Annotated in this window: 19 protein-coding genes; 10 read left to right on the forward strand and 9 right to left on the reverse strand. The window is 42.0% G+C overall.

All coding sequences use genetic code 11. From position 1 onward, the window contains the following. Positions 1 to 37: 37 nt before the first annotated feature. Positions 38 to 2338, reverse strand: coding sequence for a TonB-dependent receptor (locus EVU92_RS08950; RefSeq protein ID WP_130050934.1), 2301 nt, complete (start codon positions 2336 to 2338; stop codon positions 38 to 40). A 284-nt stretch (positions 2339 to 2622) separates the two neighbouring features. Between EVU92_RS08950 and EVU92_RS08955 the strand changes: the two genes are divergently transcribed. From EVU92_RS08955 to EVU92_RS08965, 3 genes are all read left to right on the forward strand, one after another. After that, positions 2623 to 3540 (forward strand): GGDEF domain-containing protein, encoded by a 918-nt coding sequence (locus tag EVU92_RS08955; RefSeq protein WP_130050935.1) that lies wholly within the window; start codon positions 2623 to 2625, stop codon positions 3538 to 3540. Continuing rightward, the gene (locus EVU92_RS08960; protein ID WP_130050936.1) at positions 3524 to 4522 is read left to right on the forward strand and encodes an AraC family transcriptional regulator; all 999 of its coding nucleotides are present in this window, start codon (positions 3524 to 3526) and stop codon (positions 4520 to 4522) included. Before EVU92_RS08955 ends, EVU92_RS08960 begins: the two co-directional genes overlap by 17 nt. A 150-nt stretch (positions 4523 to 4672) precedes the next feature. Further along, on the forward strand, positions 4673 to 6025 hold the full coding sequence (locus EVU92_RS08965; protein WP_130050937.1) for a magnesium transporter: 1353 nt from the start codon (positions 4673 to 4675) through the stop codon (positions 6023 to 6025). Here EVU92_RS08965 and EVU92_RS08970 read toward each other — a convergent pair. After that, complete coding sequence (locus EVU92_RS08970) at positions 6022 to 6921, reverse strand: LysR family transcriptional regulator (RefSeq protein WP_130050938.1); 900 nt, start codon at positions 6919 to 6921, stop codon at positions 6022 to 6024. The two genes, EVU92_RS08965 and EVU92_RS08970, sit on opposite strands and share 4 nt — an antisense overlap. 107 nt (positions 6922 to 7028) lie before the next feature. Between EVU92_RS08970 and EVU92_RS08975 the strand changes: the two genes are divergently transcribed. From EVU92_RS08975 to EVU92_RS08980, 3 genes are all read left to right on the forward strand, one after another. Continuing rightward, the gene (locus tag EVU92_RS08975; RefSeq protein WP_130050939.1) at positions 7029 to 8672 is read left to right on the forward strand and encodes an amidohydrolase family protein; all 1644 of its coding nucleotides are present in this window, start codon (positions 7029 to 7031) and stop codon (positions 8670 to 8672) included. A 128-nt stretch (positions 8673 to 8800) separates the two neighbouring features. Next, complete coding sequence (locus EVU92_RS21570) at positions 8801 to 8977, forward strand: hypothetical protein (RefSeq protein ID WP_168990004.1); 177 nt, start codon at positions 8801 to 8803, stop codon at positions 8975 to 8977. Between the two features lie 67 nt (positions 8978 to 9044). Beyond that, positions 9045 to 9950 (forward strand): tetratricopeptide repeat protein, encoded by a 906-nt coding sequence (locus tag EVU92_RS08980; protein WP_130050940.1) that lies wholly within the window; start codon positions 9045 to 9047, stop codon positions 9948 to 9950. Here the strand turns inward: EVU92_RS08980 and EVU92_RS08985 are convergent. From EVU92_RS08985 to EVU92_RS09005, 5 genes are all read right to left on the reverse strand, one after another. Further along, a complete protein-coding gene (locus EVU92_RS08985) occupies positions 9947 to 10495 on the reverse strand; it encodes a hypothetical protein (RefSeq protein ID WP_130050941.1) in 549 nt (182 codons plus the stop codon). The two genes, EVU92_RS08980 and EVU92_RS08985, sit on opposite strands and share 4 nt — an antisense overlap. Positions 10496 to 10637: 142 nt before the next feature. Continuing rightward, the gene (locus tag EVU92_RS08990; protein WP_130050942.1) at positions 10638 to 13157 is read right to left on the reverse strand and encodes a TonB-dependent receptor; all 2520 of its coding nucleotides are present in this window, start codon (positions 13155 to 13157) and stop codon (positions 10638 to 10640) included. 136 nt (positions 13158 to 13293) lie between these two features. Beyond that, a complete protein-coding gene (locus EVU92_RS08995) occupies positions 13294 to 14274 on the reverse strand; it encodes a diguanylate cyclase (RefSeq protein WP_240701307.1) in 981 nt (326 codons plus the stop codon). Positions 14275 to 14424: 150 nt separating this feature from the next. Then, positions 14425 to 14802 carry a DP-EP family protein gene (locus tag EVU92_RS09000; RefSeq protein ID WP_130050943.1) on the reverse strand — a complete coding sequence of 126 codons (378 nt, stop codon included), beginning with the start codon at positions 14800 to 14802 and terminating at the stop codon, positions 14425 to 14427. A gap of 22 nt (positions 14803 to 14824) precedes the next feature. Next, positions 14825 to 18079 (reverse strand): winged helix-turn-helix domain-containing protein, encoded by a 3255-nt coding sequence (locus tag EVU92_RS09005; RefSeq protein WP_130050944.1) that lies wholly within the window; start codon positions 18077 to 18079, stop codon positions 14825 to 14827. Between the two features lie 401 nt (positions 18080 to 18480). On the opposite strand from EVU92_RS09005, the gene EVU92_RS09015 reads away from it, so the two are divergent. Both EVU92_RS09015 and EVU92_RS09020 read left to right on the forward strand, forming a co-directional pair. After that, entirely contained in the window at positions 18481 to 18909 is a 429-nt protein-coding gene (locus EVU92_RS09015; protein ID WP_130050946.1) for a hypothetical protein, read from the forward strand. Next, entirely contained in the window at positions 18906 to 19097 is a 192-nt protein-coding gene (locus EVU92_RS09020) for a helix-turn-helix transcriptional regulator (protein ID WP_054551820.1), read from the forward strand. Before EVU92_RS09015 ends, EVU92_RS09020 begins: the two co-directional genes overlap by 4 nt. A 102-nt stretch (positions 19098 to 19199) precedes the next feature. Here EVU92_RS09020 and EVU92_RS09025 read toward each other — a convergent pair whose 3' ends face one another. Beyond that, positions 19200 to 20390, reverse strand: coding sequence for an MFS transporter (locus EVU92_RS09025; protein WP_130050947.1), 1191 nt, complete (start codon positions 20388 to 20390; stop codon positions 19200 to 19202). Between the two features lie 268 nt (positions 20391 to 20658). Between EVU92_RS09025 and EVU92_RS09030 the strand changes: the two genes are divergently transcribed. Together EVU92_RS09030 and EVU92_RS09035 are read left to right on the forward strand one after the other, a co-directional pair. Further along, entirely contained in the window at positions 20659 to 21510 is an 852-nt protein-coding gene (locus tag EVU92_RS09030; protein ID WP_130050948.1) for a universal stress protein, read from the forward strand. Between the two features lie 104 nt (positions 21511 to 21614). Next, entirely contained in the window at positions 21615 to 23747 is a 2133-nt protein-coding gene (locus EVU92_RS09035) for a TonB-dependent receptor (protein WP_130050949.1), read from the forward strand. A gap of 263 nt (positions 23748 to 24010) precedes the next feature. Here the strand turns inward: EVU92_RS09035 and EVU92_RS09040 are convergent, their stop codons facing one another. Beyond that, complete coding sequence (locus EVU92_RS09040) at positions 24011 to 24868, reverse strand: AraC family transcriptional regulator (RefSeq protein ID WP_130050950.1); 858 nt, start codon at positions 24866 to 24868, stop codon at positions 24011 to 24013. Positions 24869 to 24976 lie beyond the last annotated feature (108 nt).

Below are 24976 nucleotides of genomic sequence, written 5' to 3' on the forward strand. Positions count from 1 at the left end.
AGGCAGCAATGCGCTGCCTTAATAACTCTTTTGTGTATTAAAATGCGTAGCGCAGCATTAACTGAATAACCGGGCCTGCTTCTTCAGACTCCAGTTCATACTCGTCAAAGTCGCGGTTGATTTGGTCATCAACGGTGTCGAACTTGTTAAAGGTTTCGTCTTTACTTGTATCTAGTAGGTTTGAACCTACTAAACGAAGCGTGACGTCTTGCCAGCGCTTTTCTACGAATACTTCAAGGTCTGCGCCGTAGTGTGTGGTTACTTCTTCACCTACGATGCGGCCATAAGCATCACCTTGTTTACGGTAAGTTGCACCGAATGAAGCGCCTAAATCAGGCAGGTCTTGAATAAAACCAACGTTAAATACGTAGTCAGATTGGTCGTTGAATTTACGGCTACCAAAGGTGTCATCTACTTCTGAATCGAGCCATGAGTAGTTAAAGAATACTCCTGTGTTTGGCATGCTAATAGCGCTTAACGGGGTTGATAAATCAAGCTCGATACCTTGAACATTGCCATTACCGGTGTTACGAGGTTGCAAAATATAAGTACCATCACCTTCTGACCCTTGCTGGCCTGTATTGGCAATTTCGATAAGGTCAGTAACATCACGGTAGAACACATTGATACCCACTACACCGCTTTTACCTAAGCGATATTCATAACCTAAGTCCATACCCCACGATGATTCTGGTTGTAGGTCTGGGTTACCTAAAAAGTCGTTATCGCCTAGTTCTTTTTCAAGTAGAGCGGGGGTGATGTAGTCAAAATCAGGGCGACGTAAGCTACGCGCTACAGAGGCACTCACACGGCCGTTTTCTGAGACGTTGTAGCGTAAGTGTGCCGATGGCAAGAAAAAGTCATAATCGTTTTTAGCGCTCACACCTTCTGCTTTGTCAGTAATGGTTGAGTCGGTTGTTTCATAGCGTACACCTAACTCCCACGAGAAGTCTTGGTCTTCGTGTTTCACTAGCGCAAATACGTCTAGGCGGTCTTCTTCGAGTTTATTTACACCACCAGCGGCTGCTTCAAACTCGTTATTGAAGCCTGCCAGTGACAGTGGTGTTTTGCTGAACTGATCCCAGCTGGTAAAGCTTTGTTCGCTTTCATCTTCTGCTTGATAGACGGCGGTATCTCGCTCTTTACCTTGTACAAAGGCACCGAATTGAATCGTTTTGTTCTCGCCTGCAAATAGGCTATGTTGCCATTGTAATGACCATTCTTTGTCATCAAGGTCTACGGTTTCTTCTTCTTCCTCGAACACCATAGGTAGTTCAGAAGTATCGATTTCTACTTCTTGCTCGTAAACAGACTCTTCAAAGCTTGCAAAACCAAGCTTGAATTTACTGGTGCCACCAAAGAGCGGTAACTCATAACCTGAGTTGATGTTGTAGTTGGTTTGGTCGATGAAAGACACATTAGCGTTGTCGGTTTCAAGATTACCACCTTCAACAATCGAGTTATTGATTGCTGTTGGGTCATCATATTCGAATGAGCGCTCATCTTCAGTTCGGTCGGTATCAACCCAAATCGCGCTGATATCGAACTTGCTGCCATCATCAAAGGCTATTTCGTAGCTGGCATTTAGCGAAGTATCGTCACCGTCACGAGTATCTGATTGATCTTCGCGGTTATCGAATTCTTCAGTTTTGTAATTAGCGTTATTCTCAGGGCTGTCGCCATAGCGTAAGCTTGATTTCTGTTTTGGGTTATAACGACCTTGTAAGTTAGCGCCAAGTAACAAACGGCCACCAGCAAACTCAGTGCCGTAAACACCGGCAAAGCTTTCTTTTAATTCGCCATCGTCATAACGCAGGCCACCCGCACGAAGGTAACCACCATCTAGGCTGTAACCGTCACGCAATACAATGTTTAGAGTACCGGCAATGGCATCTGCAGAGCGGTTTGCACTTGAAGCACGAATAATTTCAACACGCTCAATTAGCTCAGCAGGAATACGGTCAACAAAAAATGAGCGGTCAGCACCAGCACCAGGTACTTCTTCACCATTAATAAGGACCTTGGTGTAAGCGGGGCTTAAGCCGCGCATACGCGCGCCATCAGACTCTAAAACATCTGATAAAAACGTCACACTGGGTACACGTTTTAATGCATCACCGGCAGTAAGAGGTTCAAAGCGCTGAAAGTATTCTTGTGAGTATTCAAGCGTCGGTGCCAGCTCTTGTGAGCGGTTGCGATAACCGATTTCGCCATATACAACAAGCTCTTCAGAGACTTTTACTTTTTTCTCTTCGCTGCTTTGCTCATCTTGTGCGTAAGCGGCAAATTGACATAAGGCGAGGGCGCTAACTAACGCCTTCGTTTTAAATTGTTTCATGGGGTTGCTCCTGGTTGTCCTTGGTTTGACGAGCAAAGTACGCAGCTTAAATGACGCAAATGTGACAGAAAGTCGCTAACAGGTAGTAAAAACAAGTGATTAGAGGGTTTTAAAAACACTTTTGAGCTGCAATAACCCTATCTTTTTAAGGTAAATACAGTGCTTAAGGGGTTTAATAAGGTTTGACTGTCGTTTTGCTGTCACATCATTGAGCTAATATGACCCTGCTGCTTAAAACGCTAACGGGTTAGCATGGCAGCGTGAATTATTGTTAGGTATCTAAAATGCGATTTAACCCTTTTACTCATCATCGATTTTTAACCAATGCAGTCATTGCTCTGTTTGTGATTGCGTTTTTGCTAAGCGCGCAAGCAGGAGAATTAAAGCCTCTTGCGGATATAGCTTGGTTAGATATTTTAGGCGAGGGTGGCATTGTACTGATGACACTCACTTGGATAGCTGCACTGCTTATTTCAAGGCCGCCTGGGAAAGTAACAAGCTTTTTAGTGCTTGGGCTTGGGCTTTTTATGTTTTCAGCTTCCCTCGATTTATTTGATGAGTGGTTACATCAACCCACCAATACATGGCTCACATGGATAGAATCATTGCCTGCGCCGATTGGCATGATTTTCACAAGCCTTGGCTTGTATCAATGGCACCAAGAACAATACGTACTTAACAGGCAGTTAAAGCGCCGTGAAGCACAGCATCGCGAGCATGAATTAGTGTGCTCAATCACCGGACTTTATAAGGCTGATTATTTACAAGCGGTATTAAAAGAGCAGTTGAATGAACCACAACCGTTGCAATTGGCCGCCATTGATATTCGCGGTTTTGCTGATTTTAACGCTGAATTTGGCTTTATCGAAGGCGACCGCTTACTAGGTGAAGTGAGCGAGCTTTTATTGATGAATTGCCGTCTTACCGATGTAGTGTGCCGCTACGCGGGAGACTGCTTTATGGTGCTGATGCCAAATACCAGCGCAGTACAAGCGAAAGAACTGCTGGCGCAAATTACCTCGGCGCTGAACCATTGTGCATTTAAGGTCGAAGGAGAAAAACACGCTAAGTTTCAAGATGTAACAGCGGCCTTAGTAGGCAGTGTTCAAGGCGATACGCCACAAAGTTTAAGCTCGCGTTTACACGCTAAGTTACAACAACAAAAACAACAAAGAGTCAGCCATTGTGAAGCCGTATCTTAATCAAGATGACAAATACCTCACCGCACAGGGACTGATCACCACGCTGGTGGAGCTGGCCTTAAGCCGCGGCATTGCACTGCATAAGTTACTCAGAGGCACAGGGGTGTTTGAGCAAGACTTAATGAGTGTGCAGCATCAGTTTAGTATCTCGCAGCAAGTGCGCTTATTAACGCAGTTTAAGCAATTGATGAAATCAGCCGACAGCGGCTTTTTATTAGGCAGTCAACTAGCAAACGATACCTCTGTTGCCGCCCAAGGCGTGTTACATGCAGAGCATATTGGGCAAGCTTTAAAGCAGTTACACAATTTGCGCATGCAACTGGCACCTTTGTTATTTAGTTATAGTTATGTACATAACGAGCAGTATTACATTGTGCTGCAAAACGCAGTAGGTTTGGATGATGAAATAAGCCAGTATGTTATGGAGATTTACAGCGCCGCTTTTTATCAAATCCTTAAAAAAGTGGCGGGTGAGCGGGTACCTTGTCAGTTCGAATTTGCCTACAAACGAGCCAGACATAGCCAAGAATACGAACAACATTTAGGCCTTAAAGTCGCCTTTGAAAAGCCAATAACTCGTTGGATTTTGAATAAACAAGCGCTTAGGCTTACTAACCCGGCGTTTAGTAGCTTTAGGTTTTCACAAATTAACTCGCAACTAGCGGCATTAAGTTCTGCCAACAGCACTTTTGTGGAAGCAGTAAGCCGGTTAATTTATCAAAATCCGGCCTTAAATTTAGAACAAGTAGCCAGCCAATTTGCCATGAGCCCCGCAACTTTCAAGCGTAAACTAAAAGCTCATGGCGTGCGTTTTTCTACTTTGTATGATGAGCAAAGTAAGCGTAAAGCGATTTACCTGCTTGCCATGCGTGAGCAGTGCAATGAGCAAGTCGCCATGCGCTTATCATTTTATGATATTGCTAATTTCAGACGAGCGTTTAAGCGCTGGACTGGGCTTACGCCAAGTCAATTAAAGGGGTAATTATTTTTTATTCTCTACTTAGGGAGAAAAGGTTTTATGTACATCTTTATTACGGATGAAGTGTAGATAAAAATATATCAATTCCTAGGCAGTTATTTTTCTCAAGCTGCGTTAGACTATTGTTATTGATGTAATTAACCGAGGTCTCAAATGATTGAGTATCCTGTTGACCAACTTCCCCTGTTAATTGATGACTTGCTTCAGTGTGACACCACAACGCGCAAAAATAAGTTACTTGCTGATGCTAAAGAAAAGCTTTCTACCGAGCATTTATCGTTATTGTTTGAAGCGTTACCCAAAGAGCAGCGCTTAGAAATTTGGCAATTACTTGATGAAGATACCCAGCATGAAATCTTCATTAACTTAGGGGGGGATAGTTGCCGCTGGTTATTGCAAAGTCTAGAAGAAGGCGCTGGCTTTAAGCTACTTGACGAAGTCAGTGTAGAAGAGCTACTTGAACTTGAAGAAATTATTCCTGAGCGCTTTGTTGATTATGCACGCAGACAACTTGATGAAGTTCAAACAAAGCAGTACGACCTTGCACAGCAATATAATCCAGAGCAGTTAGGTCACTGGCTCGATTTTGATGCGCTAAAAGTGTCAGAAAAACTCACCGTGGCTGGCGCGCGTAAAATTTTTCAAAAAGGTTTACCGCAGTATACCGAGGTGATTTATCTAGTCAGCCGAAAAGGTACATTGATTGGTGAAGTGGCTATCAATGCTTTATTTAAAGCCAATGATAACGACAGCCTACTGGATTACGCGAACCTTGATGTATCGGCTTTACATGCTGATGACGACCTATACGAAGCGGCTGAAGTGGTTATTCACAGTGAGCAAATGGCGATGCCTGTTGTGAATGCCCACAACAAACTATTAGGCCGATTGTCAGTGTCATCAGCTTATGAATTGCGTCAAGAAGTCACCGACGAAGCCGCTGCAAAAGCAGGTGGTCTACGTGAAGACGAGGATCTGTTCTCAAGCGTCACTAAGTCGGCAAAAAACCGCGGTATTTGGCTTGGTATTAACCTAGCAACGGCATTTTTAGCCTCTTGGTTTATCGGTTTGTTTGGTGCAACTATCGAACAAGTGGTTGCTCTTGCGGTACTAATGCCTGTTGTCGCTTCTATGGGCGGTATTGCGGGTAGTCAGACGTTAACGGTGATTGTGCGCGGTTTAGCGCTTGGTCAGGTTACCGACTCCAACCGTAGAGCGCTGTTGAAAAAAGAGCTTAGAGTGGGCGCGCTAAATGGCTGTGTTTGGGCCTTTGTAATTGGTGTACTCACTTATTTCTGGTTCAACGATGGCATGTTAAGTGTAACCATTACTATCGCTATCTTACTTAACTTAGTTGCTGCTTCGTTATCAGGAGTGGTGATCCCATCGATTTTAGATAAGCTTAAAATCGATCCAGCCCTTTCTGGCTCTGTGATCCTTACCACAGTCACCGACATCGTCGGCTTTGTCACCTTCCTAGGTTTAGGTAGCTTGCTACTTCTTTAAGGGATCGGATGCTGGCTAAAATACTGTTTAGCCAGCTCAACAAATGTTTTAACTCGATTTGACAGCGCATACCTATGTGGATAAACCGCAGCAATCGTTAATGGTTTTAAAGTATGCTCTGCTAACACTTCAACTAATTGACCTGATTTTATAAACGGGGCTACTGAATAACGGGGGGCTTGAATTATCCCATCACCGGCCGCCGCTGCTTCATTTAAAAATCGACCATTATTTGAGGTCATTGCCCAATTAAACTTGCGGCAAACATGCTGGCCATCTACCCAAAATATCCATTGTTCATTACGAATATGATGGTTGAAAAACAGTAATCTATGCTCAGATAAGGCTGCTATATCTTTTGGAACGCCATGGTTTTTTAAATATGCAGGGCTTGCCCACAAAGATAATGATGAGTGGCAAACAGTTTGCGCTATGTGGCTGGCATCTGGTAATGAAGGGGCAATTCTAAATGCTAAGTCAATTTGGCTATCAAATAAATCAACAGGCGTATTAGACAGTACAATATCTAATTTCACACCGGGAAAAGCGCACTGATATTGACTGACTAAAGGTGCTAAATATTGACAGCCAAATTCTATACTAGTTGAAATAGCAAGCTTGCCGCTAGGCACTTGGCTAAGCGCACTAAGCTCTTCATCAACTTCATTAAATTTATTAAGTAAAGGCTTCATTTGCAGTACATAACTCTGGCCTGCATCGGTTAAACACACTTTGCGGGTGTTCCGCTTTAACAGCAAGCAGCCTAAGTTTTGCTCTAACTGTTTTACATAGCGGCTAACCATGGTGGTAGAGAGCTGCATTTGCTTAGCAGCTTGAGTAAAGCTCTGATATTCAGCGACTAAGCACAAGGCTCTGACGGCTTCTAGTTTGTTCATTGTTATTATTTTTAAACTATAAGTTTATACACTATAAACTTTTGTGAGATGTAAAACCAAGCAATTCAGGTGTAAGTTGATAGCTAGAACAAGAATAAGAGGTGATCATGAAATCGGGTATCAACACATTACTTGCCAGCATTGCATTGGGTTTATCGTCGTCGGTGGTGGCTCAAACCATTGCATTACAAAATGTTAACCTAATCGACGTGGAAGCACTGTCGGTTAATGAAGCACAAACCATCATCATAGAAGATGACAAAATCAAACAAATTGTTCCTGCAAGCTATCGTCGCTTTGCCGACGATGCCATTAAAATCGATTTAGCAGGTAAGTATGTAATACCCGGTTTAATCGATACGCATGTGCACCATGCTACATCACCTGATGATTCAGATAACGATGAAATCACGCGCACTCGCTTGCGTCAGCTTTTACAGGGTGGTGTGACAAGTGTGCGCGATATGGGCGGCGATACCCGCGCTTTGAGCTCACTTAAAAGACGAGCCGATAACGATATTATTCAATCACCGGATATTTATTATTCTGTGATTATTGGTGGTAAAGCGTTCTTTTCTGACCCCCGCACAGTCGCCTCTGCAAAAGGTGAAATCCCGGGCACTGTGGATTGGATGCGAGCCGTTGATGAAAACAGTGACTTTGATGCCATTATGCTGCGTAGCAAAGGGCAGGGGGCAACCGGCATCAAAATTTATGCAAATGTGCCAGGGGCAGTGGTAGCAAAGTTATCAAAAGCTGCTAAAAAACATGGCCTTAAGGTATGGGCGCATGCTTTTATTGGCCCAGCAACACCGCTTGAAGCGGTTAATGGTGGGGTTGAAACAATTTCGCATGCTGCTGATTTTGCTGCGCAAGTTATTGAGAATTTCTATGATATGCGCCGTAAAAATGTTGCCTTAACAGAACAGCAAAAAAGCGATGCAAAGCAACTAGAAGCTTATCAAACATTAATAAAGCAGATGAAAAAAAAGGGCACTATTCTAGACTCGACCCTAACGGTATTTGATAAAACCAAAGCCTCTCGTGGTGAAAAAGGGTTATTGCTCAATGAGTGGGGCGGGCTGTTTACACAGTTGGCTCATCAAGCCGGTGTGACTATAGCAGCAGGTACCGATGTGACTAGTGACAGGTTTAATACTGTAACGCCTATGGTCCACCATGAAATGCAGTTATTAGTTGAACGGGCAGGTTTAACGCCTTTAGAAGCTCTACAGGCTGCAACCATTAATGGTGCAAAAGTGATTGGCATTGAGAAAAAAACAGGTTCGATAAAGGCAGGTAAAACGGCGAATCTTGTGGTGCTTAGCAGAGATCCAAGTAACGAGATTACCAATAGCCAAAACATTGTTCATGTGATTAAAAATGGCCAATTTATCCACTTGGGTGATAATGAAAAATTACCGTTTGTGATGGCCCGTGAAGCGGCGGGGTTATTATTTTTATCGGGGCAATTAGGCAACTTGCCAACCACTATGGCTTTGGCTGGCAATGACATCAGCACCCAAATGACGCAGGCGATGAAAAACATTGGCTTTGTTTTGCAAGATCACAATTTAGATTTTAACGATGTTGTTAAATGCACCCTTATGTTGGCAGATATACAAGACTGGCCTTTAGCCAATCAAGCCTACACGCCATTTTTTACTAAATTACCTGCTAGAAGCGCATTTGCAGCCAGTGGCTTAGCACTGGGCGCAAAGGTTGAGGTGGAGTGTATCGCTGCGTTGTAGTGATGCACAGTAAAACTATATACTCTTAACCTAACTTTATATACCTGATTGTAGTTAGATAAAAGGAATGCAGAGTTAGGTAAAGAGGCTTTACTAATTAAAGATCATTGTCCGAAAAATGGACAGTAATGGCAGCCGCAGCTTATTCGATAGGCTCTAATGATTATTCAGGTTATTTCGCTGCCATTGGTGCAAGTTATCAATTTGATAAAAAACAAAGTTTCAAGGTATTTGCCGCAACAGAAGACAGTGATTATGGCTCAGATCAAAACCTAGTATTTGGTTACAATTATCAATTTAATTAAAAAATACTGTTATAAAGTATTAAATTTTGTTAGTTTTCTGAGTGAATTATCACTGAGAAAGTTGTGAATGAAGAAAAAGTTAGCTTTGTTATTACTAGGATTATCTAGTCTTAATGCCAGCGCCTCTGAAAACTTTAGTGATCATGAAATGTTTTGTGAGCAACAGTCACAAATTAGTTGCTTAGATTACATTAACCAACAGCTTGCAAGCAGTGAGCTTGGCTCTGCGCATTGGTATGAGATTAAATCTTATCAGTTTGATTATTTCTACGATAAGATGGAATATGAGATTTTGAAAGATAGCACTGAGCCTTTTGTTGCGAGTGAAGAGTTACCAGTCGTTTTTCAAGTTCAAGTTTACTTTTACTACGCAAAATCAATGCATTATTTAGGCGACTTTGAAACAGGCCGTAAATATGCCAAAAAAGCATTTGAAAAACTGCAAGCAATCTTCGACTCCTTTGGTAACCCTATGCGCATGGTCGAGCTGGCTAATTTGCAATATGTGTTTGGTAACAAGGAAACAGCACTGCAAATTCTTGATAGGGCAGAGCGCCGCTTTGGCAAAAGCAAAGATCCTATTTTTCACTTTGAACTTGCGTCGAATAAAGCGAATGTTTTTCACTCATTAGGTGATGTAGACGGTGCGCTTGCAAACCGAAAAATCGCAGCCGATTGGATTTTAAAAACCAATCATAACCGCAAAATCTCTGTGGCTTTAGGTAACTTAGCTCGCACCCATCAACTTTTGGCGAATTATGCTCAAGCAGATGAAGTTTATGTACAGTCTCTTAAGTACATGAATTCAGACTCAGATCGAAATGTGATAGCTATTTATAAGTTACGCTTAGCTGAAATCAATTGGCAAGCAGGAAAGCAAGATCAAGCATTAAAATGGTTTAAGCAAGTGCATAAAGAAGACATTCGGCAATCACATGCGAAACTTTATGCACATCTCGCTAATGTACTTTAGATATTGTAAAAACACCCAGGTTTTTCGTTTTCACCCGGCGCTAAAATTTGTAGATGGGTTGACTCACCTTGTTCCATCAAAGGCTTCATTGTTTTATCAAATTGTTTAGCGGCATGTTCGATTAACTTTGCTTGCTGTTCTAGTGCTTTAAAATCAGCATCATGAGCGGCCATAAGTTTATTTAGTTCTTTAGCCAGCTTATCTTGCTCTTTTAATAAGCTTTTATTAATTCGCAGGTGGTTCTCGTCTTCAATAACTGCTTCTTCGGTGATCGCTTCTATTTGCTCAGAGTACTCAGTGACTTGTAGTTCTATGTCACTAATTGGTTGTTCTAGCGCTTCTAGTTTTACCTGCTCACGTTCAAGCTCTAGGTATGCAGCAATCTGTTCGTTATTGAGGGTGCTTTCGCTTACCTTTTTGCAATCTTTAAAAGTAATAACACGATAATCGTTTTGGTTGCTTGTTGTACTGGCATTTGAGAGGCCAATACAGGCAGTAGTGGCTGTGATTAAGAGTGCACTTGCGCTGATGCGTACTAAATTCATAATGATGTCCTAATGGGTTATGTTATTTAGTTAGTCGCAACAAGTTTGCATATAGTTTATCTATCCGAAAATTTTTTTAATTATTTTTGAGATTATAGTTTCAGAAGCTAGCGGTGATGACCTAGGTCATCACCGCTTTTTTTTAGAAGCTATAAGTGATGTTACCGTAAATAAAACGGCCATCTAAGCTGTATGGCGCAAAGCCACTATAAGGGAAAATTTGGTTGAAATCGCTATAACCAATATTACTTACAGTATCTTGAGGATACTGATCAAACAGGTTATTAGCGCCTAATGCGAACTTCCACTGCTCATCAGGGCGGTAAGCCACTTCTAAGTCAGCAATCCATTTAGCATCAAGTACTTCATCACCTTCAGGTGTGCTTGATGTATCCACCACTTCACCGTAACGCGTGGCACGAAGTGTTGTTTGGAAGTTTTCATAATCCCATGTTGCAGATAAGTTCCACTTATTTGCTGGGGTGCCTTCTTCAAAGCGGGTTATTTCACGACGCGCAAAGTATTCGTAGCTATCACCAAGCGCTTCAAGCTCTGCTGGGTTTTCTTTAACATTCGTCACTTCAGTGTCGTTAAAGTTAACCGCAGCACTTAAGCGTAAATCACCATATTTTTCTATGCCTAATGAGTAAGTCGCAACAATATCAACACCTTGCGTACGTGAATCAATGGCATTAGTAAAGTAACGAACGCGCTGCGTATTTACTTCGCCTGCTTCGGCTAAAATCGCTTCAACTTCAGGGCCGCTTAAGTTTTCAGACAGTACGATACGGTCGTCAATTTCAATGCGATACGCATCAAGGGTTAGGCTAAAGCCGCCTTGCGTAAAGATGAAACCCGCCGTCATATTAACTGATTCTTCTGCATCAAGGTCACGAGCACCCAGTGCACGCGCCGCAGGTTCATCAACAGGGAACAAACCAACTTCACTTGGAATACCATTTTCAAATACCGTGCTTACCGATTTGTAAGACGTTTGTGCAAGTGAAGGTGATCTAAATCCAGTACTAATAGCACCACGTAGAGACAATGATTCATTCACGCTGTAACGAGAAGCCAGTTTTGATGTAAAAGTACTACCAAAGTCACTGTAATCTTCAAAGCGGCCAGCGAGAACCACATTCCAGTCGCTTGTAAGGTAGGTATCAAACTCAGCAAAAATAGCGACATTATGGCGGCTTTTATCGGTTGCACTGTCAGGTGAAAAGCCTGCTAAAACTTGTGCACCACCGGCAGCAACAGGGTTGCCATCGTCATCTAATACAGTGAGGTAAGAGGCTGTTTCACCTGCTTTAATTTGGTAGTTTTCGTGACGATACTCAGCACCAATGGTGACAAACACATCATCAGGTAAACCTAAGTCTAGCGTGTTGCTAGCATCCATGTTCACTAGGTATTGCTCGTACACAAGCGCACCGTTATCAAACTCTGTTGGGCTATTTACGCCCATTGAAGTGTTTAAACTATTGCTAACACCTAAACCAAAGTCATTACGACCATAATTAGTGCTTACATCCCAAGCCCAATCATTAGTTTCGCCATTTAGACCAATCGCAAATGAGTAGTCATCTACGTCGGTATCAATTTGTGGTAAGAAACCGTCAGGATATACTTCAGGTAAGTTACGAGAGTCTTTCGCACGACGATAAAAACCACCTGAATTACCTTTACGGTTTGAGTAACTTGCAAATGAGTAAAGCGATAGTGAGTTATCAAACTCATAACCTAAGTTATAAAAAAGCGCGAAGTCTTCGATAGCGGCTTTACCAAAGCGGTGGTTATAGCGGTCAAAGTCAAATTCGCGCGAATCTAAATTGCCATTCTCATCACGGCTATATTGCTCACGTGCATCAAAACCAGAGCGGTTTGTTGGCTCGTTATTGCGTGACTCAATCGACACGTTAATAAAACCGTTATCGCCCAGCGCAAAGCCCGCATTAGCACTTGCTGTGCGCGAAATGCCGTCGTTTACTTCACGGTCGCTGCCAGTTTCAAAGCTTAGGTTTCCTTCGCTATCAGTTGTAGTGTTTAGTAGCTGAGGAGAGCCTGCCATTTGAGTGTCGTACTCACCGTATGTGTAGCTTACACTACCGCCTTCATCGGCATCTTTTAGTACAATGTTAATTACACCAGCAATCGCGTCAGAACCATATTGCGCGGCAGCGCCATCACGCAGTACTTCTACGCGCTTAATTGCTGAGGTAGGAATATTATTTAAATCAACCGCCGTTGAGCCACGACCCACTGTGCCACCTAAATTTAATAGGGCACCCGCATGGCGGCGTTTACCGTTGACTAATACCAGTGTGTGATCAGGGGCAAGGCCACGTAATACGGCAGGTTTTGCGTGGTCAGTACCATCAGCAATGGTGGCGCTAGGGTAGTTAAAACTAGGTAATTGAGAGGCAAGTACTTGGCTAATTTCAAGCTGACCTGTGCTTGCTAAATCGCGGCTTGTTAATAAATCAACCGGAACAGTACTTTCAGATAGGCTACGTAAACTACGACGTGTGCCCGTCACTGAAATAACTTCAATATCTTTTGCTGTATTTTCAGCAGGTTGCTCAGCAGCGATTGCAGTCACTGATGCAGCAAGCGTACTTGCGATTGCAAGTTGCAAAGGTAATTTTTTGAATAATGCCATTTTTGATTCCCATCTGACTTATCTATTTTAGCGCAGTGTAAAACGCATAATGGGAACAAACAAATAACATAAAAGTATAGTATATGTGTAACTAACGCGATTTGTTAATTAGTTTTTTGTGTTGTTAACTATGTGTTTACGCGCTAATGCTTATTTTATTTCTACCTTCTGTTTTTGCTCGGTATAAAGCAGTATCTGCTGCACAAATTAATGCCTCTGAAGTACGATATTGATTATTAAACTCACAGGCAATTCCTTGGCTTACACTTATTCTAAAATCACTTGGTAAACCTATATCAGTAAATGGCATGTTATTTACTTTTATTTGAATATGTTTAGCAATAGCGGCGGCCGTATCTTTTTGGCAGCGGGGTAATATAATGGCGAATTCTTCACCACCATAACGGGCTGCTAAACAATCGCGAGAAGGGAGTGATTCTGCGATTATACTTGCTACTTTTTGTAAGCACTTATCGCCTTTTACATGACCAAATCGGTCGTTGAATAATTTAAAGTAATCAATGTCGATTAATATAGTGCTAATGGCTTGGTTGGTTTGTACGCTTTCTTGCCAATGCTCTTTTAATGATTCCTCAAGAGTTAATCTATTTGCAAGGCCGGTTAAATGGTCAGTGGTAGCCTGTTTAATTAAGCGGTTATATTGTTCTTTGTGTGATGATAAATCATGTAATACACAAATAAATAAATTTTCTGCAACGGCAATGTTTTTTGGCAGGCTCGATATACATAAATCCGCCTCAAGGGTTTTATTATCAGCGCGGTTTATTTTAACTTCGTTTGGCCCAAGACTTATCGGCGAGTCTTTATGGTCTAACCAACTGAGTAGGGTATACATGTATTTATCACGATCGGTGTCGTGTAGGTAATGTAAAATGTTTTGCCCGATTAACGCTTCTTGGTTGTCTCCTAAAAGCTGAGCCGCCATCGGGTTTGCAAATTCAAACGTGCCTTGACCATTAATGATAAACACTCCTTCAGGAATGTTCTGAAACATTTGTGCAATCAGTGCAAGTTGCTCTGAATTGATAGACTGCGGTAGTGCGTTTTTCGCTTCTGATTTTGCAGTGCTTGGTTGTTCATTTTTGTTAGTAGACACGTTCGTTTCCTTTTTGCAGATGCAAACGACTTTGGTGTCTATAAAGTTACTTAAAAAAGTGCAAATTAACCTTCTGGTAATCTTCTGGTTTTAATTTGTTGTTTTGTAATGTAAAAAAGCTCCTAAGAAGGAGCTTTTTACGAGAGGTCTTTAGTCTTCTTTATCATTTTTTACTTGCGGGTCGGCACTTTCATAGCTTGTGCCATTGCACTCTACGATGAAAGTCATACACGCAGTACCGCTATTATCATCTGTATCGGCAATCTCAATTGTTTGACCATTATTAGTGACTTTAAAGCTAAAGTCTTGCTCGCAATCACCCTCAAGGTTTGCAAATTTAGCACCTGTAAATTGAAAGCCAGCATCAACAGTTGCGTCATCAAGTGTATAAATACCGAGGCTGTTTCTTTCATTGACAGTACCGCCACCAGAAACTTGCTGACCGTCTTGGAAGTATGTGAATACAGCTTCATTTTCAGTGTTAAGTGTAACATTCACTGTAAAGTTGTAAGTTTGACTTTCGCTCATTGTTATTACCTTCTAGTTGTTTTTATAGATCAAAGTTAGTAATACCTAACTCTATTAGTTTACTTTTAATTGTGCCTACCTCACTTTCCTTGTTTAAACAGGTGTAGGCTTGAATAAGTGGGTAAGTTCTTTTTATACTTTTATCGCCGTTATTATTTTCTTCAATTGCATTAATAGCTTCTTGGCATGCTTGTTGTCTTGCTATCTTGTCTTCAGCAAGCTTTGCTTTAATTAAGTTAACCCTAATTAGAATAGAGTTGTTTTCTATTTTTTTAGTATCAGACAATCTCTCAATAAAGTCTGAGTTGCTTTCTAATTTTAATAAATGGACTTCGGCTTCACTTAAAAGATTTCTATTTATTAAATAATGAATGACACTTATTTGAATGTTTATTAAAGTTGTATTTGAAAACCCTTGATTATCAATGTAACTCAAAACATCTTTTACCCTTTCACTAGTTTTATTTTTATCTAACAGCATTAATTGGTATGCAAGCGTTCTATAAAAGGTGCGTTGAAAGTTTTGATTTTTTGGATCTTGTATTCTTGCTTGATTAATCGCATTAGTTGCTTTTTCTGCTTTTAAAAATGCCGCTCTCTTATTTGGGAAGTAGCTCAATAAAAAGCTTTGCTGCATATAAGTGTTTGCTAAATGACTTTGCAAACTTGCATCATTCGGTGCCGTTTTAAGCATGTTGACTAGCTGTTGAGAAGCTTGTTCAAGCATTTCGAGTGCAGCGTTTAAATTACCGAGCCTTTCTTCTGTGGTTGCAATCCAGCTGATAGTATCTGTCTTATCGCGTAATAAATTTTTGTTATTAGGTTTAAGCTCAAGAGCTTGGTTTTTAAGTTTTAAGGATTCAGTAAAGCTTTGTTTTGCAAGTGCGTAGTTAAACTGTTTTAAATACAGCGAGCCAAGTGAATTGTGTGAGTAAGATAGCTCCATAATTGAATTAAAGTCATTAGGGGCAAGCTGATACATCATTTCGCTGTAAGCCAAGTATCGTTTGAACATTGGCTCAGTCGCTAAATAATTACTTTGCTCATAAGTTAAATTACCAAGCCAGAAGGCATTGGCCCCTGCGAGCATTAGTAAATCAAGGTTGTTGGGTTGAACTTTTAGTAAAGATTCTAGGCGCGTTCGCGCATTTTCAAAGGCGGTGAGGGCTTCGTCGGTTTTGCCGCGAGAGTACGCCACTTCGCCCATGGCCTCTAAGGTTTGAGCGTATTGAAAACGGTTATTAAACTGGGCTTGTTTATCGCTAAAGTCAAACAAAGACGCTGTTTCTTCGTCTTGATTGGTAAAATACTCAAGGGCTTTATTGCTAATACCATCAAGTAAATCCATACGTTCAACGCTTCTGAGTTTGTCGGCAAATTCACCGACCATAAAACCCAGTAAACTCTCAGCTTCTTGGCGTTTTTGTTTTGCTACTTGCTCAGCATGGTAGCTGCGCACGCTCATAAATGTGGCAATAAAGGTTAAGCACACAAGTGCAGCCGCTGTTATTTGTAACACGCGTTTTTTACGTTTGGCTTTGTTGTTAGAAGCTTTAATTAACGCTTGTTCGTCACTCGATAAGCTAAACATAGGGTTTTTAACTAGGCTTTGTGCTTCTTGTAGCGGTTTGCCTTGCGCTAATAAAAAGTCGCTGTGTTTATGTTCAAGCAGCCAGCGCTCGCTAGCTAGTTGCACACGGCTTTGAATTGCTAAGCTTTGTTGGTGCTCTTGCACCCAATCTATGGCGCGTTGCCAATGGCGTAGCAGCGCTTCGTGGGCAAGGCTAAAGCAGGCTTGCTCATTTTTAAGGTGCGATACAAACAAGCGGCTGTCGACCATGGCCTGAACAAGCTTGGTCGCAGCAGGGCTGGTTAATTCGCTCCAACGAGCTGCACGGCTAGTGAGTGTTTCGCCATCTGGGTTTAAAGTGATCAGCTTAGAAAGGACTGCGGCAAGTTCAGTTTGTTGGTCTTTGGGTAATTGGTAAAATACCTGTTCGGCTTTTTGGCCGATGGCTCCTTCGATGGTGCCAAGCGCTTGGTATTCAGAGAACAATAATTCGTTGTCTGGGCTGCGCTGTAAATAAAGCTGTTGCAAGGTGTATTGCAGCATTGGCAATGCATCTGGGTTATTGGCAGTATCGTTACAAAGTTGTTCATCAAGCGGTGTGTGATGCTCTGGGTGATGTTGCCAACTTAAGCCTGCTGCAAGTGCTGGCAAACGGATCATTTGCTTAAGCTCAGAGCGAGTTGGCGCTAATAAATCAAAGTGTGCGCCATTGGCTTTACCTGCCATTAAACTTGGTTGACTCACTACCTGCGGGTAAAAGTCATTACGACAGGCACTAAAAATGATCATGCATCCACTTGTTGCTAAGCGCTCAATAAGTGCTAACAGCTGGTTGCGCTCGTCATCGCTAAATAGCGGTGATGACAATAGCACTTCGAGCCGGTCGATAAATAAAAATAGATAGGGCGTAGTGCGCTCTTTATTTAGCGCTGCAAGTGCTGCTTTACAGCGGGAAATAACCTGTTCTGGATCTGTTAATAACAATTCAGCCAACGCATCGGCGCTTATATCGCTAAGTACAGGTGCGTCGTTTACTTCTAAATCGAGCAAGGTTGAGGCTAAATCAAGCAGTAAGCGCTCTTTACTGACATCGGCAAAGTCGAGTTGGCAGTAACTGTGTACTCTTATGCCATCGTAGCCATTACTTGACATTAAAGCGGGCAATACACCTGCGTTAACTAACGACGATTTACCTGAACCACTGGCTCCCAAAATTAAGCAAAATGCGCGACCAAACTCAATTTGAGCCGACACTCGCTGTAACAAGGTGGCAATTTGTTTGTTACGACCAAAAAATACATCGGCTTGCTCTGGTGCAAACGCACTTAAGCCAACAAAGGGAGAATCACCTTGCCAACTGGTTTGGCTGGCTTTTTGTTCTTCGTTGAGTGGAAAGTTGATTTCGGCAATTACTCGATAACCGCGTTTACGAATGGTTTCTATGTAATGCGGATCGCTTGCTTTATCGTCAAAGGCTTTACGTAATTGGGTGATCACTTTATGCAGGGGGTTGTCACCCAGCGCTACATTTGGCCAGCAATGGCTGATAATTTCTTCACTTGTTAGTAGCTCACCTTGTTTTTCGCATAGCAGCAGTAATACATCCATCGCCTTGGGTTCAAGATGCTTTGTTTGCTCACCGCGTCGGATTGAGTTGGTAGCCGGGGTAACTTGCCATTCTCCAACGAAAAACAGTGCCGTATTCATAGTGTTATCTTCATTGTTATTGTTAGAAACGCAGTCCGATTGGACCGATTTTTTATAAGATCATACCAACTTGCAATAATACTTAATCATTTTGAGGGATTAAACCTGTCGCTAACTGCGTTAAAAATTTCTCATTTAGAACAACTAAACAACGAAATTTTTGCCTTGTTTTCAACGAGGTTTTATTGCCTCAAAATAGCTCACTTAATTAAGCAAATTGGTATTACGTGATACTTTGATTAATACAATATTATGAGATTAACAGCAAGCACCTTGCCTTTCCTAACATTAAAAAATCATATTGATGTCGTGTATATAAAACTTTTTGTAAAGTTTGTTTGACTTTTTGTGTTGCTAGATTAATCTTTAGTCAAGTTTACTTTACTTTCAAGGTGAGAATAATGAATCAAACAGGATTAACCTTTAAACAGCGTAATAAGCAGAACACGCTAAACCTCGCTAAATGGACATCAGCATGGGTGATTACTTTAGCAATTGCCTCATTTGGACCACATTTTTTATGGCAAGAGCAGGCTGTTTTTAGTGTTGTAGCAATCTTAATTAATGTCGTAGTTGGCATCATGATGATTTTATCGAACAAACGACAACTACAAGGAATGGATGAGCTTCAGCAGCGTATGCACCTTAATGCAATGGCCATTACTTTGGGTGCAAGCTTGGTATTTGGTTTAGCTTATTCGGTGGTGCAATCAAGCGGTTTAATAAGCTTTAAAGAAGATATATCGCACCTCGTAATCTTTATGAGCTTAACCTATTTAGTGAGTCTTTTAATGATGAATAAGCAGTTAAACGACGAGGGCGAAGAATGAAAAACCGCTTGAAAGTGCTTCGTGCTGAGCACAACTACACCCAAGCGAAACTCGCAGAGCTTTTGGATGTGTCTAGGCAAACTATTAATGCGATTGAAAAAGGTAAATTTGACCCAAGTTTGCCATTAGCATTTAAAGCCGCGCGTTTATTCAACCTGAGTATCGAAGAGATATTTCAGGATGAGTAAGTCTGATAGCGTAGGAGGCGTTTTAACGCCGAATGTTAAATCATTCAGGTTAAACGCCACTTATCCTACGCGATATAAAATCGCTGCTACATTTTTGAGAGCTTAAGGCTTACAGCTTTGTCTTTTCATCTGCATCGCACTTAACGACCACATTAAAAAACCACCTAAGAATAGTGCCGCCGAAACATAGCCTGTTTGACTTGGCAGTGCGCCTTCGGCAATAGCCATGCCGCCAAGCCAAGGGCCAATGGCATTGGCTGTATTAAACGCACATTGCACAAGTGCGCCTATCATGGCGTGGCCTTGTGGTGATACATCCATTAATAGCGATTGGATCACGGTACCTAAACCCACGCTAAAGCCAATAAAGAAAATAACCGCATATAACAGCCAAATATTGTGGCTGGCGCTTACATAACTGGCTGCAAATACAACAGCACCAATTAGCGCTGCGCCTGTGGTTTTCAGCGGTGAGTGGTCGGCGGCTTTACCTAATACGTAGTTACCTAAAGTACAGCCAATACCAAACATGATCATGGCAATAGAGATAGTGTAAGCAGGGGTATGGGTGACTTCTAAAATAGTGTCAGCAATGTAAGTGTAAACACAAAATACACCACCAAAACCAATAATGATGATACCTAGAATGGTCCATACGAGCTTGTTCTTTAATACACTTAACTCATCGAGAATCGATGTTGGCGCGGTATTTTTTACGTTAGGTACGTATTTCACAATCAATACCAAGGCAACTAACGCAAGTACAGCGGTGCCCGCCAAACAATAACGCCAGCTAAAGTTTTGACCCACAAGGGTGACCATGGGCACGCCAACGATAGTAGCAATGGTTAAACCCATAAATACTTTTGACATAAAACTTGCGCGTTTATCGGCAGGGGCGATATCGGCGGCTAATAAAATAGCAGCGGCGAAGTAGGCACCGTGTGGTAAACCACTTAAAAATCGAAATAAAATAAGTTGCTCAAGTGAGTTTGCAAAAGCACTTAAACCATTGAATAAAAACATCATACTGACAAACATCAACAGTGCATTGCGCTTACGCATGTTGGCGGTTGTGATCATAAATAGCGGGGCACCGACGACTACGCCTATTGCGTAAGCACTGATGGCATAACCACTTTGCGCTGGCGTAGACGAAAATGTTTCGCTGATCAAGGGCAACATTGGCATCATAGAAAATTCTGATAGGCCTAAAATGAATGTGCCTAAAGCCAATACTATCAGAATGGTAAACGTGCTTGCGTTGCCTTGGGGGTTGGCTACGTTAGTCATGTAATTCCTTTAAAAATAAATTTAAAAACAAAATAGATTTTTGATAATTGAAAATGCCAGTAACAAATACTTTGTTCTGGAGTAGAGATGTGTGCCCAGCGCTATTGTAATACAAATTAACGGGGTTGATACAGTACTTTTTGGAACGTTCTATATTTGTTTGCTATAAGAAAATAACCTGAACTTCTTGAGTCTTTGCTGTTCAAATTAAATACAGATGAAAAGCCAACTATACTTGGTTAACTGAATTGGTTTAAAGGAGAGCGCAATGAAAAAGATATTTGCCTGTATCGACGGTTCATGCATGACCGATGCGGTGACAGAAGCGGCTATTTGGATTTCTAAGCGCTCCAGCCATCCGATAAATTTTCTGCATGCTTTAGAGCCACCTTTGCCGCAGGGCAGTGATGATTTAACCGCAATTATTGGTTTAGGCTCGCAAACCTCATTGTTAGAGCAATTGGCAAAACTTGAACAAGAGCGCAACAAAGTAGCGTCGCAGCATGGTCAATTATTGCTTGATGAAGCAATGAAAAAAGCCGAGCATGCAGGCCTAACCGAGATTGAGCAACAGCAGCTTTCAATGAGTCTTGTTGATGCCTTACTTGAACATGAAGACAATGCCCGCGTGATGATTATTGGCCGCTCAGGTAAAGGCCATTACGATGATTTTAAAGTACTGGGCTCGCATATTGAAACGCTGATCCGTCAGGTGCATACCCCGGTTGCGATTGTGCCGCCGCAATTTCATGAGCCTACAAATTTTATGCTGGCTTATGATGGCAGCGAAAGTACCGACAAAGCGATTACACAAATTATCAATGGTGGCATTTTATCTGGCTTAGATTGCCACTTGGTGATGGTGGATAAACAAGATGGTCACAGCCAAGACAAACTTGATACCGCCTCAGCAAGGCTGGCTGAAAACGGCTTTAATGTCAGAGCGCGCATGCTCGATGGCGATGTTTACCAAGCTTTGTGGCGATATAAAAGTGACCATGCCGTTGACTTAATGGTGATGGGCGCATTTGGTCACTCTAAATGGCGGCAATTCTTTTTAGGCAGCACGACCTTAAAAATGATTGAAGATAGCCGTATTCCTTTAGTGGTGCTGCGCTAAGTTATTTACCTGTGACAGGGTGCGACAATATGTCACGTGTTCAGACTAATTAATGAGTTTTATAATCGGCGTCATTAATTATTTGCTTTGATTTTAAAAGAGTTATGAACACGCAATCTTCTCGCCCTGGTTTTTTATTTTCTAAAATTGCTGCAGCACTTAGCTGTGTTTTAAGTATTTCTGCCTTTGCTGATGATTCTATTGAAGTGATAGAAGTGCAAGGTCATGCCCAAAACAACCATCAATTAGTTGGCTCTGCTGACTCATTACTGAAAGATTTAGGTGTTGATTTTTCAGCAGCCGGAGGTGTGTCTAACTTGCCGGTGATGAACGGCATGATGGGAGATAGAGTTAAAGTTTTAGTTGATGGTGCTGATGTCACAGCAGCGTGTGCTAACCAAATGAACCCGCCACTCTCTTATGTGTCGGCAAACCAAATTGCCTCTTATAGTGTTGTTGCTGGTGTATCACCGGTAAACAGTGGCGGTGATAATATTGCTGGTGTTATCAGGGTAAATACGATTGCCCCTGAATTTAGTGATACAGACTCAGTTAACTGGCGTGCTGGCTATGTTACTGCCCAGTATAAGAGCGTTAACGACAGCCAAGCATACGCCCTAGGTGCAAGCCTTGCTAGCAAACAGTTTAGCTTGTCTTACCAAGGTAGCTTTGAAGATGCTAACAGCTATGATGATGGGCATGGTGAGCGTGTACTTGATACCTTATATCGAGTGCAAAATCATGCTTTAACAGGCGCTATTCGTGATGAGAAGCAACAGCTTGTAGTTAAACTGACGCATCAAAAGATTCCTTACCAAGGCTTTCCTAATCAATACATGGATATGACCGATAACACCAGCTATGGTTTCGTTGCTCAGTATCAACGTGAGCTTGAAAATGGTGATTTGCAGGTGCAAGTGAATGCGCATGATGTAAAACACGAAATGGGTTTTTTCAGTAATGAGAAAACCGGCATGATGCCAATGAATACCGATGCACAAGATTACAGTTATCAAATTCACTGGCGCACTGATTTATCAAAACAGTCGTCACTAATGATAGGGCAAGAATACTACGGTTATCGAATTGATGATTGGTGGCCAGCGGTTGCAGGGTCAATGATGATGGGCCCAAATGAATACGTAAACATTAATGATGGCAAACGTGACCGCCTTGCGGCATTTGCTGAGTATCAAAACCAAGTAAACCAAGCATGGTGGGTATCGGCAGGTGTTCGTGTTGAGCAAGTAACCACAGATACTGGCGAAGTGCAGGCTTATAACGAAGGTGGTATGGGCGGCATGGGTCATATGGGATCGATGATGGATATGTCAAAAACCGATGCCCAAGCTGCGATGGAGTTTAACCAATTAGACCGTAAACGTGACGACACTTTAGTTGATATTAGCTTACTTGCTCGCTATCAATTATCGAACAACGATGAGCTGCAATTTGGTTTAGCTCGTAAAAATCGCGCACCCAATTTATATGAGCGTTATAGCTGGGGTGTCGGCACGATGGCAACCACCATGATTGGTTGGTTTGGCGATGGTAACGGTTATATTGGTAACCCAGATTTAGAAGCCGAAACAGCCCACACATTAAGCTCTAGCTACACCAAATTAGCCAAAGACGATAGCTGGCAAGTAACGGCAAATGTTTGGTACACGCAAGTAAATGATTATATTGATGCTGAAGTTACTAAGAGCTTTAATCGCACCGACATGGCGCATACTAAGCGTAATATTCTTACTTTCACGAACCTAGATGCGACACTTTACGGTGCAAAACTGGCGGGCCTGATTGAACTTTACAACACAAAGCAAGCAGGAAAGTGGCAGCTAAAAGGCTCACTAACCAGTACTCATGGCGAACGTGATGATAGCAATGAAGACTTATATCAAATTATGCCACTGCACACTGAGCTGAGCCTAGAGCACGAATACAAAGGCTGGCAAAACGCACTGAGCTGGCAGTGGGTTGATAGTAAAACTAATGTTGATGAGCGTCGTTTAGAAAACCAAACCGACAGCTATCAGCTATTGGCTATCTCAAGTCAGAAAACGTGGCAAAATTTAACCTTTAAGTTAGCAATTACCAACTTACTTGATGAATACTACCAACAGCCACTTGGCGGTGTAAGTATTGCTAATTATAAGCAAGATATGAGTAATGGCTTTGAGCAACTTGCAGGACAAGGCCGCTCGTATAATGCCAGTGTGAGTTATAGGTTTTAGGGAAGGGAGTTAGCGAGTTGCTAGAGTAAAGTTAGCAAGCTGCTAGGGGAAAGAGTAAAGAGAGCTGTCAGCTATCAGCCGTCAGCTTTCAGATTAAAAACCAGAGTTTCTAGTTACGAGAGTAAAGTTAGCGAGTCAGGTCACGTGTCCGATACAAATGTGAAATAAGCTGTCGTAGGCGTGAAATTTATTTCGCGCGTTATCTTTTTATAATGCGCGATATAAAATCGCGCCTACAATATCTCGCAACTCGCAACTCGCAATCATTTTATCGGCAAATATATATCCGTTTGCAGGTCACATTCATCTACCTCATGGATGAGGTTGAGGTAATGAAAAAAGCAAGGGAAGTCTCGGACCTCTTCGCCACTTTGCACCAGCCATTCACGGTATAAGTAGTAAACTGTATCGCTAATGGTGTCATGAGAGCCATTATGACGTACTACTGCACAGCGTCCTGCTGGGATTTCACCATTACGCACGCCTTGCGGGTTTTCAGTAATCGGTGAGGTGATACTGCCTGCAAAGTCAAAACGAAATGCATGGTCTTCAGTCGTTGCCGGATCGCTATATGGGATCCCATAAGTATTACTCGTTTTAACGGGTGAGAAGCCTGATTCTTTGCGCCACTCAATAAATTGTGCAGCGGTATTCATCAGGGTATTAGCAGCGCCTTGGTGGGTAAGTAACGCCACAGGCTGTGCTTTAAAATCAACAATGTTTACGTTCATAGGGCAAACCTTTTTATCGGGTAATGAAAATTCAAACTGTGAGTGCCAATTAGGCCAGTTTGGTTTGCTTCTGAATTCGCTTGGAGACTGCTTAAATGTGCGCTTAAAAGCACGGCTAAATGCTTCTGGGCTATCAAATTGCGCTTCTAATGCAATATCAATAACTTTAAGTTGATGCTCAAATGCAATTCGAAATGAGGCCCGCTTTAAGCGCGCAAGTTGCGCATATTTGGTGACACTTAGGCCAACCCCCGCGACAAATAAACGATGAAAATGATATTTCGAGCAACATGCCACCTCACTGAGTGTCTCCAGTGATAAAGGTTCATCAAGATGCTGACTAATATAGTCACAGACTAGCTCAATGCGTTGTTGTTGCCTCGTTCTCATAGTTACTCGTTAATGCTTTTCAGAAGTGAGGCCAGTTTGCCATGGCCCCTAAGTCGTTACCTGATTGAAATTGCGCATTTTGCTTAACATTTACGAATTGTAGCAGGT

The sequence above is a fragment of the Pseudoalteromonas sp. MEBiC 03485 genome (assembly GCF_004195145.1).
Classification (GTDB): Bacteria; Pseudomonadota; Gammaproteobacteria; order Enterobacterales; family Alteromonadaceae; genus Pseudoalteromonas; species Pseudoalteromonas apostichopi.

Coding starts and splice junctions, on each gene's coding strand:
- EVU92_RS08950 (WP_130050934.1), bottom strand. CDS start 2,338: ATGAAACAATTTAAAACGAAGGCGTTAGTTAGCGCCCTCGCCTTATGT.
- EVU92_RS08955 (WP_130050935.1), top strand. CDS start 2,623: ATGCGATTTAACCCTTTTACTCATCATCGATTTTTAACCAATGCAGTC.
- EVU92_RS08965 (WP_130050937.1), top strand. CDS start 4,673: ATGATTGAGTATCCTGTTGACCAACTTCCCCTGTTAATTGATGACTTG.
- EVU92_RS08970 (WP_130050938.1), bottom strand. CDS start 6,921: ATGAACAAACTAGAAGCCGTCAGAGCCTTGTGCTTAGTCGCTGAATAT.
- EVU92_RS08975 (WP_130050939.1), top strand. CDS start 7,029: ATGAAATCGGGTATCAACACATTACTTGCCAGCATTGCATTGGGTTTA.
- EVU92_RS21570 (WP_168990004.1), top strand. CDS start 8,801: ATGGCAGCCGCAGCTTATTCGATAGGCTCTAATGATTATTCAGGTTAT.
- EVU92_RS08980 (WP_130050940.1), top strand. CDS start 9,045: ATGAAGAAAAAGTTAGCTTTGTTATTACTAGGATTATCTAGTCTTAAT.
- EVU92_RS08985 (WP_130050941.1), bottom strand. CDS start 10,495: ATGAATTTAGTACGCATCAGCGCAAGTGCACTCTTAATCACAGCCACT.
- EVU92_RS08990 (WP_130050942.1), bottom strand. CDS start 13,157: ATGGCATTATTCAAAAAATTACCTTTGCAACTTGCAATCGCAAGTACG.
- EVU92_RS09000 (WP_130050943.1), bottom strand. CDS start 14,802: ATGAGCGAAAGTCAAACTTACAACTTTACAGTGAATGTTACACTTAAC.
- EVU92_RS09005 (WP_130050944.1), bottom strand. CDS start 18,079: ATGAATACGGCACTGTTTTTCGTTGGAGAATGGCAAGTTACCCCGGCT.
- EVU92_RS09015 (WP_130050946.1), top strand. CDS start 18,481: ATGAATCAAACAGGATTAACCTTTAAACAGCGTAATAAGCAGAACACG.
- EVU92_RS09020 (WP_054551820.1), top strand. CDS start 18,906: ATGAAAAACCGCTTGAAAGTGCTTCGTGCTGAGCACAACTACACCCAA.
- EVU92_RS09025 (WP_130050947.1), bottom strand. CDS start 20,390: ATGACTAACGTAGCCAACCCCCAAGGCAACGCAAGCACGTTTACCATT.
- EVU92_RS09030 (WP_130050948.1), top strand. CDS start 20,659: ATGAAAAAGATATTTGCCTGTATCGACGGTTCATGCATGACCGATGCG.
- EVU92_RS09035 (WP_130050949.1), top strand. CDS start 21,615: ATGAACACGCAATCTTCTCGCCCTGGTTTTTTATTTTCTAAAATTGCT.
- EVU92_RS09040 (WP_130050950.1), bottom strand. CDS start 24,868: ATGAGAACGAGGCAACAACAACGCATTGAGCTAGTCTGTGACTATATT.